The 10,600-nt window shown below is 68.5% G+C and carries 11 protein-coding genes; 6 read left to right on the forward strand and 5 right to left on the reverse strand.

All coding sequences use genetic code 11. The features are described 5' to 3' along the window. Positions 1 to 7 precede the first annotated feature (7 nt). Positions 8 to 1,048, forward strand: coding sequence for a MupA/Atu3671 family FMN-dependent luciferase-like monooxygenase (locus tag AB0L45_RS07630; RefSeq protein WP_361615148.1), 1,041 nt, complete (start codon positions 8 to 10; stop codon positions 1,046 to 1,048). A gap of 58 nt (positions 1,049 to 1,106) precedes the next feature. On the opposite strand, the gene fabD is transcribed toward AB0L45_RS07630, so the two are convergent. Continuing rightward, entirely contained in the window at positions 1,107 to 2,060 is a 954-nt protein-coding gene (fabD, locus tag AB0L45_RS07635) for an ACP S-malonyltransferase (protein WP_365837169.1), read from the reverse strand. An 83-nt stretch (positions 2,061 to 2,143) separates the two neighbouring features. On the opposite strand from fabD, the gene AB0L45_RS07640 reads away from it, so the two are divergent. From AB0L45_RS07640 to AB0L45_RS07650, 3 genes are read left to right on the forward strand one after another with little or no spacing between them, the layout of a single operon-like run. After that, positions 2,144 to 2,968: an alpha/beta fold hydrolase gene (locus AB0L45_RS07640; protein ID WP_365837171.1), complete on the forward strand. Its 825-nt coding sequence runs from the start codon at positions 2,144 to 2,146 to the stop codon at positions 2,966 to 2,968. After that, positions 2,961 to 4,322 (forward strand): MATE family efflux transporter, encoded by a 1,362-nt coding sequence (locus tag AB0L45_RS07645; protein ID WP_365837173.1) that lies wholly within the window; start codon positions 2,961 to 2,963, stop codon positions 4,320 to 4,322. The genes AB0L45_RS07640 and AB0L45_RS07645 overlap by 8 nt, the downstream gene beginning before the upstream one ends. After that, the gene (locus AB0L45_RS07650; protein ID WP_365837175.1) at positions 4,319 to 6,226 is read left to right on the forward strand and encodes a non-ribosomal peptide synthetase; all 1,908 of its coding nucleotides are present in this window, start codon (positions 4,319 to 4,321) and stop codon (positions 6,224 to 6,226) included. The genes AB0L45_RS07645 and AB0L45_RS07650 overlap by 4 nt, the downstream gene beginning before the upstream one ends. A gap of 240 nt (positions 6,227 to 6,466) precedes the next feature. Here the strand turns inward: AB0L45_RS07650 and AB0L45_RS07655 are convergent, their stop codons facing one another. Beyond that, positions 6,467 to 6,847, reverse strand: a complete 381-nt coding sequence (locus AB0L45_RS07655; RefSeq protein WP_365837177.1) for a nuclear transport factor 2 family protein — start codon at positions 6,845 to 6,847, stop codon at positions 6,467 to 6,469. Between the two features lie 251 nt (positions 6,848 to 7,098). Here AB0L45_RS07655 and AB0L45_RS07660 point away from each other — a divergent pair, with 251 nt between their 5' ends. Next, positions 7,099 to 7,938, forward strand: a complete 840-nt coding sequence (locus tag AB0L45_RS07660) for a phytanoyl-CoA dioxygenase family protein (protein WP_365837179.1) — start codon at positions 7,099 to 7,101, stop codon at positions 7,936 to 7,938. Positions 7,939 to 8,055: 117 nt separating this feature from the next. Here the strand turns inward: AB0L45_RS07660 and AB0L45_RS07665 are convergent, their stop codons facing one another. Then, complete coding sequence (locus tag AB0L45_RS07665; RefSeq protein ID WP_365837181.1) at positions 8,056 to 8,574, reverse strand: phenolic acid decarboxylase; 519 nt, start codon at positions 8,572 to 8,574, stop codon at positions 8,056 to 8,058. 99 nt (positions 8,575 to 8,673) lie between these two features. Between AB0L45_RS07665 and AB0L45_RS07670 the strand changes: the two genes are divergently transcribed. Continuing rightward, positions 8,674 to 9,123, forward strand: coding sequence for a MarR family transcriptional regulator (locus tag AB0L45_RS07670; protein WP_365837183.1), 450 nt, complete (start codon positions 8,674 to 8,676; stop codon positions 9,121 to 9,123). Between the two features lie 15 nt (positions 9,124 to 9,138). On the opposite strand, the gene AB0L45_RS07675 is transcribed toward AB0L45_RS07670, so the two are convergent. Beyond that, entirely contained in the window at positions 9,139 to 10,215 is a 1,077-nt protein-coding gene (locus tag AB0L45_RS07675; RefSeq protein ID WP_365837185.1) for a TauD/TfdA family dioxygenase, read from the reverse strand. A gap of 30 nt (positions 10,216 to 10,245) precedes the next feature. Then, positions 10,246 to 10,476 (reverse strand): MbtH family protein, encoded by a 231-nt coding sequence (locus tag AB0L45_RS07680; RefSeq protein WP_365837187.1) that lies wholly within the window; start codon positions 10,474 to 10,476, stop codon positions 10,246 to 10,248. Between the last annotated feature and the right edge of the window lie 124 nt (positions 10,477 to 10,600).

Below are 10,600 nucleotides of genomic sequence, written 5' to 3' on the forward strand. Positions count from 1 at the left end.
AAGAGAAATGAAATTCAGCCTGTTCTTCTTCGCCAACGGTGACGAGCCCGCCGAGCAGTACCGACTGCTGCTGGAAGCGGCGCAGTTCGCGGACTCCGAAGGGTTCTCGGCGGTGTGGACCCCCGAACGGCACTTCCACCCGTTCGGTGCGCCATTCCCCAACCCCTCCGTCACCGCCGCCGCGGTGGCGGCCACGACCCGCCGGGTGGACATTCGCGCGGGCAGCGTGGTGCTCCCGTTGCACGACCCGCTCCGGGTCGCGGAGGAGTGGGCCATGGTGGACCGGATCTCCGGCGGCCGGGCCGGCGTCGCCCTCGCCTCGGGCTGGAACCCCGACGATTTCGTGCTGGCACCGGGCCACTTCGAGAACAGGAAGAGCATGCTGTGGGACAGCGCGGCCGACCTCGCCACCTTATGGTCCGGCGGAACGGTCCGGCGCAAGGGCCCCGACGGCACGGAACGGTCGGTGGGCACGTACCCCCGCCCGCAGCGCGGCGGCCTGCCCGTCTGGATCACCGCGGCCGGCTCCGAGGCGACCTTCGCCCGGGCCGGGGAGCAGGGGCACGGGATCCTGACCCACCTGCTCGGCCAGTCGTGGGAAGAACTGGAGGACAACCTCGCCGTGTACGGCGAGGCACTCGGCGAGGCGGGGCACGGCGTCGAGCAGGAGCGGATCAGCGTCATGCTGCACTCGTTCGTCACCCGTGACGAGGATCAGGCACTGAACGCGGCGCGCGGACCGCTGACGCGGTACATGCGCTCTTCCATGAAGCTGTTCGACGTGACGGCCCCCGTGCCCGGTACCGCAGGCACGACGGAAGAGATGGATGAGGCGCTGTCCGAGCTGCTGGAGCACACCTATCGGGAGTACGCGAGCACCCGCTGCCTGATCGGGTCTCCCGACAGTTGCCTGCCGCTCGTCGAGCGTCTCGCCGAACTCGGAGTCGACGAGGTCGCCTGCCTCATCGATTTCGGGATCGACACGGACGATGTGCTCGCATCACTGAAGTACCTGAGCCGGCTCAAGGCCAGGTGCTCCGCACTGTGAGACCGACGCGGGCCGCGCGACGGGAGCCCGGGCCGGGACTCCCGCCGTGCGCCATTCCTCAGGACGGCACCGGCAGCAAGCGCTCCACGGCCTTGGAGAGCTGCCGGACGGTCCCTGCCGCCAGGACGGGGATCCCCGGCGCCGCCGTCTTGCCGATGTTGGTGAGCACCCGGCCCGGTCCCGCTTCGACGAAGGCCGCTGCCTCGTCTTTCACCAGCAGCTCCAGCGACTGGTACCAGCGCACCGGAGACGTGAGCTGGCGCCTCAGCAGTTCCCTGGCCTCCGCACCGGACTCCACGTACCGGGCCGTCACGTTCGCGACCACCGGAATCCTCGGGGTGCCGAACCGCACCGCCTCAAGGTGGCTGCCGAATTCCTCCTCGATGTCCCGCATCAGGGAGGAGTGGAAGGGGGCACCCACGTTGAGGGGCACCACGTGTGCGGCCCCCGCACCGAGGGCGGCGTGGGACAGGGCGTCGACACCGGCCAGCGAACCGGACACCACGGTCTGGGACGGGGTGTTGTAATTGGCGACCTCCACCGTGCACGTGGCCGCACGGGACACCTGCTCACACAGCTCCTCCACCCGCGCGGCCGCGAGCCCCACAACCGCGGCCATCTTCCCCGGTGTGCGGCGGTTGACACCTTCCATCAGCCTGCCGCGCTCCCGGACCAGCCGCAGAGCATCCGTCCACTCCAGGACCCCGGAGCAGACCAGCGCCGTGTACTCGCCGAGGCTGTGCCCGGCCACCACTTCCGGGCGGACCCCTCGTTCGTGCAGCACCGCCTGTATGGCCAGGCTGGTGACGAAGATGCCCGGCTGGGTCACCGACGTGTCGCGCAGGTCCTCGGCGCTGCCGTCGAAACACAGCCGGCTGAGCGGGAAACCCAGCACCTCGTCCGCGGTGTCGAAGTACGTCCGCGCGATGGCCGGGAATTCTCGCACCACATCATGGCCCATGCCGGTGGTCTGGGATCCCTGCCCAGGGAAAACAAAGGCAATCCTGTTCATGATCAGGTCCTTCCGAGAGAAAACTCCACGACCGATCGGACATCTGGCCTGGCTCACTATATCGGCCACCCGGAAAGGTAACAATGGACCTGGAGTTAACCTTCAGCAATCTGCGCCCACGAGAACAGACGGGAGGCATCCGGCCCCCCGGCCCGGTTTTCACCTGTTTCTTCATTCATCATGCGGGAGGCTCCGCGACCGCCTTTTCGCCGTTCGCGCGACATCTGCCGCAGACCTGGGAGCTGTACGCGGTGGACCTGCCGGGACGCGGGCGTACGGCAGGCGACCCGCCCTGCCGGAGCGCGACCGGAGCAGCCGCGTTCCTGCGTCCGGGAATCCTCGCCCGGGCCAGCGGGGCATACGGGATCTTCGGGCACAGCATGGGCGCGTTGGTCACCTACGAACTCGCCCGCGAGCTGGCCGTTTCCGCCCGGCCTCCCACCTGGCTGGGGCTCTCCGGAAGTGCGGCCCCGCAGCTGGTGCACGACCTGCACACCGAGCGCCGCGATCTCTGGCCGACCACCGAGCTGGTCGGCTTCCTGCGCGACCTCGGAGGGACACCCGAGGAAATGCTGACCGACCCCGACATGGCCGCCTATCTGGTGGAGGTACTTCGCGGGGACATAGCCATTGTGGACACCTATACCTACACCCCCGGTCCGGCCATGGGAATTCCCGCATCGATTCACTACGGTGACACCGATCCGCTCGTGACGCACGAGCACATCACCCCTTGGCGGAAACATTTCCACGCGCGGGTGGACACACAATCCTGGCCGGGCGGGCATTTTTACCTCTTCGACCAGGCACAGAAACTTTCCCAGCACATCGTCACCGATGTAGAAAGAGCGCTCGCCGCCGCGGCGTCGTCAGCGCCCCGAGAAGGAGAACGAGTTCACAGTGTCTGAGCAGGAAACAACGGCCGACGGCCGGGCGGGTGGCCGGGCCCGGCAGATCGCCGGCGCCGCCCTGCCTCTCTACGTGACCATGGTCGCGTCGTCAGCGGGCTCTCTGGTCGACACCGTGATGCTGGGACGGCACGCCACCGCTGCCCTGGCCGCCTTCGCGGTGACCATCGCCGTGTTCAGCCCCGCCGTCGCCGCCGTCACCGGCGCCATGCGCGGCGTGATGCCCTTCGTGACCACCGAGCGCGACAACGCGGACCGTCTGCTGCACGTCGTCCGCAACGGTTCGTGGCTGGGCATCGTCGTGGGGCTGCTCGGGGCCCTGGCGGTGGCCGCGGTCCCCCTGGTCGGGCGCCTCACCGGCGTACCCGAGTCCACGCTCGCGGAGCTGGGCGTGCTGCCCGCGCTGTTGGCGGGCAGTGTGCTCGTGACCTCCGTGGGCAGCACGGCGACGTCAGCGCTGGTGGGTCTCGGGCGTGCGAAGGCGGTCATGCGGGCGGGGATGTGCGGCACCGCCGCCGCGGTGGTTCTCTCCGTGGTCCTGGTCGGGGGGATGGGCTTCGTTCCCGCACTCGGCCTGGCCGGCGCGGGCCTCGCGATGCTCACCTCCAGCCTGATCAACGCGGTGATCGCGCACTCGGTGCTGCGCCGCTCCACGATCCTGGCCGGGAGGCCGCTGCGTCTGGGCCGGCCGCACCCGCGCGAGGTGCTCGGGATCGCCAAGGTGGGCATCCCGCTCGCGGCGACGGTGCTCATCAAGTTCGCCGTCCTGGGTGTGCTGGCCCTCGCGGCCGCGCGGATCAGTACCGAGAGCGCCGCGGTCCACAGCATCGCCGTGTCACTGGTCAACTTGATGTTCACCGCGGCCGTGGCCGTGGGCCAGGCGACCGTACCGCTGGTGTCCGTACACGTCGCGGCCGGGCGCGTCCGGGAGGTGCGCGGGGCGGTGGTCGCCGGGGCCTGGGTGGGGCTCTGCGCCGTGGCCGTGCTCGGCACCGCCCTCGTCGCGCTGAGAAGCCCGGTGGTCACTCTCTTCTCCAAGGACCAGGATGTGCACGCAGGCGTCCTCGCGCTGTTGCCCGTGGTGCTGAGCGTGGTCGTACTGGATGCCGTACAGGCGGTCTTCGGCTTCGGCCTGGTCGCGATCAGACGGACGACACCGAGCCTGTTGACGTTCGCGGTCTGCTACGGGGGACTCGCCCTGGTCGCCGTACCCATTGCCTCCTGGGCCGGTCTGCACGCGCTCTGGGCCAGCCTGGCCTGCGCGAACCTCATGCTCGTCCTCGGCCAGGTGTTCTTCTTCCACCAGCGCACAGGGAAGTTGCGGCCCGTCGAGCCGTCCCCGGCGTGTGCGTGAACACCTCGCTGCCCGCCGGCTCACCGGCAGGCGGCCATACGGGTCTTCCCCATCACGATGTTCAGGAGCCTCACATGTCCGATGCAGTACGCACCCTTCCTCCCTCCGGGACTTCCGGCGCGGAGCGAGCGCCGCAGACGCTGGTCGCCCTGTTCGAGAGCACGGCGGCTCGCCACCCCGAGCGGCCGGCCGTCAGCGACGCGGAAGGGACGCTCACCTATCGGGAGCTGAACCAGCGGGCAGCGGCCGTGGCCCGTCGGCTACGGACGCGCGGGATCGGCCGTGAGGACCGCGTGGCGCTCTACCGCCTGCGTTCTACGAAGCTGTTCGTCTCCTTGCTGGGAATCCTCAAGGCAGGCGCTGCTTACGTGGCGATCGACCTCCGTTACCCGGACAGACGTCGCGACTTGATGATCGAACGCAGCGAAGCCAAGGCCGTGCTCACCGAGCCGGGCTGGGGGGAACGGCTCGCTCACCTCGGTACCGAGATCATCGAGGACCAGGGGGCACCGGACCCCTTCACGGAGGAGCCCACGGTGGGCCCCCGGCCCGAAGACGCTGCCTGTGTACTGTTCACGTCGGGCTCCACCGGGGAACCCAAGGGTTTCACGCTCGAACACCGCAATGTGATGGCTTTCGCCATCAACCGAGCGGTGCCCGAACTCCGTCCCACCGACCGTACCGCCCAGGTCAACAACGTCTCCTTCGACGCCTTCCACTTCGAGACGTGGCGAAGTCTGGCCACCGGCGCGGAAATCGTCGTCATGCCCGGCCTGCCCGACCTCCTGGAATTGGACGTCCGTCGGGAGTTCGACGAACGCGGCATCAGCGCATTGCTCCTGCCGACGATGGCGTTCAACCACCTGGGGCACGAAGACCCCCGGATCTTCTCCTCCTTGCGGGTCCTCGTGGCCGGAGGCGGCGAGATGCAACCTGCGGCGTGCCGGAACGTACTCGACTCCGGATTCCGCGGATCGCTGTGGAACATCTACGGCCCCAGTGAAACCACCACCGGGTGTGCCATCCACCACGTACGGGACACCCGGCCGGAAGACACCGCCGTTCCCCTCGGCGCCGCTCTCGACGGTTTCGCTCTCCATGTCCTTGACGACCAACACCGTCCCGTTCCGCGCGGGGAAGTCGGGGAGCTCTTCATCGGCGGACCGGGAGTCTCACGGGGATATCTCGGTCAGCCGGAGCTCACCGCGAAGCACTATCACCCGGACCCTTTCGCACGGGACGGGAGCCGGATGTACGCGTCGGGCGACCTGGTCCGCCAACGTCCGGACGGGCTGCTGGAATTCGTCAGCCGGAAGGACGACCAGGTCAAGATCCGCGGCTACCGTGTGGAACCGGCGGACGTGGAACGCGCCCTGGACCGGCATCCGAAGGTCAAGGAAAGCGTGGTCATCGCCGCTGGACGGGGACTGGACCTACGGCTGGTGGCTTTCGTGACAGCACACGAGACGCTGACCGAAGGTGAACTCAGAAGCTTCGCGGAGGAGTTCCTGCCCGCGTACATGGTGCCCAGTACGTTTCTGACGGTTCCGGCGCTCCCCCTCAACGAAAACGGAAAACGCGACCTGCCCGCACTGCGGGAGCTGCTCGCGGCAGACTCGCGCCGGCCCACCGAGGGACAGCCGCCCGCCACCGCGACCGAACGCTATCTCATCGGCCTGTGGCAGGAACTGTTCGGTTCCACTACCGTCCGCACGACCGACGACTTCTTCAGCGCAGGAGGAAACTCACTGCTCGTCTACCGGACACGGCAGCGAGTCGAGCGGGACCTGGGTGTTCCGATCGGGTTCCGCGACATCCTCCGCCGGCCGGTGCTCAAGGACCTCGCCGCGCACATCGACGCCACCCGGGCCGCGAGGCCGGACCACGCGGGAACTGCGCCGTGACCGCCCAGAACGTCGGGTCCTTCCCGCCGGCCGGCGGCCTCCACACTCACCCACGACTTCCCGGCCGCCATGACCGCGGCGGCGGCCGGGAAGGGGCGCAGGACCAGACGCAGCCGAGCCGGCCCTGCTCACCGTGGGAGAGACCCAGCGTCTGCCGACAGGTGCCGGTCCCTGGTCGTCCGCCCGCCAGGTTCGAAATGGCGCCTCAGACCAGCGGGAGCGGTGAATTCCGCTGGAGTACTAGACTGCTGGGGAGGAGAAATACGTGTCGCGGCGCGTGAAAAGCCCGTCCGGTCCCACCGTGAAGAAGTCCGCGAAACCTACGGTGACGCTGCTCCTGTCCTTCAGTTGCCCGCGGAATTCACCTCGCACGGAAACACGTTCACCATCCGCTATGACGGCGAACAGTTCATGGCGGCCATGCGAGATGACGCGCTCATTCAGATAGAAAGCACGCATCGCCGCACGCCCCCGTAGCGCCGGATAACCTGGCCGCCGGTAAACGGCGTCGTCGGAGAAGAGCGCCAGCAGGCCCTCTACTTGCCCGGCATCCACGAGTTCGTAATAGCGACGCGCCAGTACGCCGCAGCGGGCCGGGGATAACGCAGCGTAATCACTCATCAGGCCTTACAACCCTTTCTCACTGTTCCAGCGTGGCACTATGCCCGTCCCCCGCACCTACATGAGGCATGCACGCGTTTCGGCGCGTGCGTCGTCACAGTCGCGAGCAGGAGGTGGCGTCATCATATCGACTTGGTCCGGTCAGGTAAATCGCGGGCATGCCTCCACAATGAAAAAACCGAGCCGATTCCGACGCGCAACTTCACGCATCTTGAAGACGCACCCAGATATTCAATTAAGGAGATCGCCTCATGACCACGACACTCGACATCCCCTTCGCCCGGCTGCGGGCCGCTTACGACGAGGACGGCTGGTGCCCCGTACCGTTCCGATTCGACAAGGCGGCGGTCGAACTCATACGCAGGCACGTCGATTCCCTGTGCCGGGAGCGTCGGCCGGAGGTCGTCTACGAGGAGGGCACCGACGTGGTGCGGGCCATCCACGGCTGCCACTCCTTCGACGAGGTATGCGCCGCGCTGGTGAGGCACCCGCAGCTCGTCGCCCTGGCCGAGGCACTGACCGGCAAGTCCGTCTACGTCTACCAGTTCAAGATCAACCTCAAACAGGCACATGAGGGCGCGGCCTGGCCCTGGCACCAGGACTATGCGTTCTGGAGCGAGGAGGACGGTATGCCGTGCCCAGACGCTGTGAACATCGCCGTGTCACTGGACGACATCCACGAAGAGAACGGCCCCTTGTCCGTCATCCCGGGCTCTCACCGTCTCGGCCTCCTCGACCTCCCCGAGTCGGGGGACGGCAAGGGCGACTGGCGCCGGCACGTTTCCGAGGACCTCGCGTACACGGTATCCGCGGACACGGCCGAGACGCTGGCCCGGAAGAGCGGCAAGGAACGCATGACGGGCCGCGCGGGTTCGGTCCATGCCTTCCACCCGAGCATCGTCCACTCGTCTTCGAACAACATCTCCGCGGACCGCCGCGCCCTGCTCCTCATCACGTACAACTCGGTCGACAACGCCCCGCCCAGCCCGATGCGTCCGGAGTTCCTGGTCACCCGGGACTCGGCTCCCATCACACCTTGGCATGACGGCAGGCTGGGGATCGAGGCCGACGAGCAGGACCCTACCGGCTGACGGCTCGGGCGGCTCACCGCGAGATTCGTGTCGTCCGCTTCGCGTGTCCAGATGGCTTGGACACCGGCGTCGGGCGTCGGGCACCAGCGGCCAGTCCGGCCGGCGCGGGCGGATGAGTCAGTCGGTGCGCTGGGACCAGCCCGCAGGAAGGTCGCCGGGAGCGACGGAGACGACCGAGTCGTCATCGGCGCCGACGTGTTCGAACAGCGTGATCTTCGCGAACTCGGGGACCACGTAGATGGGGTAGGTCGGGCCCTGGTCGCGGTAGGCGCGCATCGCGTCCAGGTGGTCGTTCTGGTAGCAGACGGTGCGCTCGCCGTGCCGGCGGATCCAGTCCGGGAAGAAGATCACTCCGTGCAGGCGGCGCTTGCCGGGCATGACGTTGACGGCGACCGAGGTGCCGGTGGGCTCGGTCCACGACACCTTGTAGCTGTCCTCGTCGAGCCGGACCAGGTCGACCTCCTGGTCCTTGACCCACCGGCCGCCGACGTGGCCGCTGTGTATGCGGTAGTCGATGGTGTGGTCGTTCTTCACGTACATCTCGTACTGCCAGCCGTTGGCGTACGTGTAGATGAAGCGGTGGCCGACGATCCCGGAGAGGTCCTGGGCGGGGATGGGGTCGGCGACAGTGGTCATGGTGTCCTCCTCGTACGGGTGGGATGGGTGCGGATCCGCCCCTTCATTTTGCAACAAAACTGTTTTGGAGCAAAATGTTAGCTGGGGCACAATGGAGTCATGGACACCGCGACCGAATTCGGCCGACTCCTCGGCCCCCTGCGCCGAGCCGTACTGCGCACCCGCCGCTCCGAGGGCCTGCCCGACCTCCCCGAGGCCCAGATCGAACTCCTGCGGGTCCTGGCCGACGCCGGCACGATCACCCCGCGCGAAGCCGCCGCCCGGCTCAAGGCTGCCCCCTCCACCGTCAGCAACCTCATCCGCACCCTGAGCACCGCGGGCCTGGTCGAACGCACCCCCTCCCCCACCAACCTGCGCACCGCCCACCTCGCCGCCTCACCCAAGGCCCTCGACATGCTCGACCGTTACGACCGCACCAGCACGGCCGCCCTGCGCCGTGCCCTGGCCGGCCTGCGCCCGGAAAGCCGCGAGGCGCTGGAACGGTCACTGCCCGCACTCACCGAACTGCTCACCGCCCTGGAAGCAGAGGCCCCCACCGGCCAGGCATGAGACGGTCGCGCCCTCTCAAGGCGCGCTCACCGGCCCCAGTGGCGCGCACACCTGCGATCCGGCGGCCCGGATGGCGCGGGACGGGCGCAGGTCGGCGACCGCGAAGCAGCGTCGCAGCCACCGGTCCTGCCCGTCGTAGCGGGGCCGGAAGGCGGTGCGGCCGTGCACGGCGGCGCGGTTGTCGACGATGATCAGGTCGCCGGCTTCGAGGACCGTGCCGGCGAGTACGGCGAGCATGGCCTCGCGCAGCTCGTCGAACGCGCGCGCCGCGGTCTCGTCCAGCGGTTCCATGGCATGGAAGTCGGCGACGATCTCGGGGCTGTCGGCCGGCCCGCTCAGCACGGGGAGGGGCGGCGAGACGGTGCCGGTAGTGACCGTGCCGGTGTTCGCGCCCGGTCCGCCGCACGAGCCGCTGAACGAACTGCTGGAGTGGATCCGGAACAGCGGACGCCGCAGTACCCGCACGCACTCGGCGGACAGGCGGGGCAGCGCCTGGCTGATGGCACCGTAGGTGGTGCGGGCCCGGCGCTCGTGGTCGGCGCGCAGGCACAGCAGCGTCACGAAGTCCGGTTTGCAGGGGTGGAAGCCGTCCTCGGTGTGCAGTTCGAGCAGCACGCTGCCGCTGTTCTCCTGGCGCTGTTCGGCGCCTCTGACCGGGACGATGTCCTGGACCAGACGGCCCGCCTTCTCGTCGGCGTAGGCGATGACGTCGCCCAGCCAGGACACCGCGGCGAGCTGGGCGACGGTCGCCGTCCGCAGCCGCGACCAGTCGGGCGCGGCGCCGTCGGCGGGGGTCGGGGGCAGGTCGTCGTCGAGCGGTACGTTACGTACGAGCAGGACGCCGTGCGGGTTGCCCTGCCTGCGGAAGCGGCTGAGCTCACGGGCCAGGCGCGGCGGGAGCCAGCGTGCCGCCACCTCGATCTCCGCGAGCAGTCCGGGGTCATCGAGCTGCTCGGGTCCGGTCGGTGCCCCGTGCGGCACCACGCCGGTGATCTCGGCGGCGACCCTACGGAACTGTTCGGTCTCCTGCGGCGTCAGCTCCACCGTCACGCCCTCGGCGCCGCCGACGGCTGATTCCTGGTACGTCAGCACAGCGGTGTCTCCCCTCACGGTCCGCGGCGGTCAACGGGCGGACGGAGACCCGGCGTCGTCCATGGCCCGGACGAGGCTCTTCGGGCGCATGTCGGTCCAGTGTTCCTCGACGTGGGCGAGGCAGGCGTCCCGGGTGTCCGCGCCGTGGGCGACCGTCCAGCCGGCCGGCACCTCCGCGAACGACGGCCACAGCGAGTGCCGGCCCTCGTCGTTGACCAGCACCAGGTAGGTGCTGTCGGGGTTTTCGAAGGGGTTGGTCATGATGGGTTCCTTCTTGAGGTGAGATTGCGTGAGCCTGGACGGGCTTGGGTGATCTTGGGGGAATTCGGAGAAGGAGAGAAATGTGTGAGTTGGGGGAGAGTTGCGTGAGCTGGAAGGCGGAGTG

It is taken from the genome of Streptomyces sp. NPDC052496 (assembly GCF_040679095.1).
Taxonomy (GTDB): domain Bacteria; phylum Actinomycetota; class Actinomycetes; order Streptomycetales; family Streptomycetaceae; genus Streptomyces.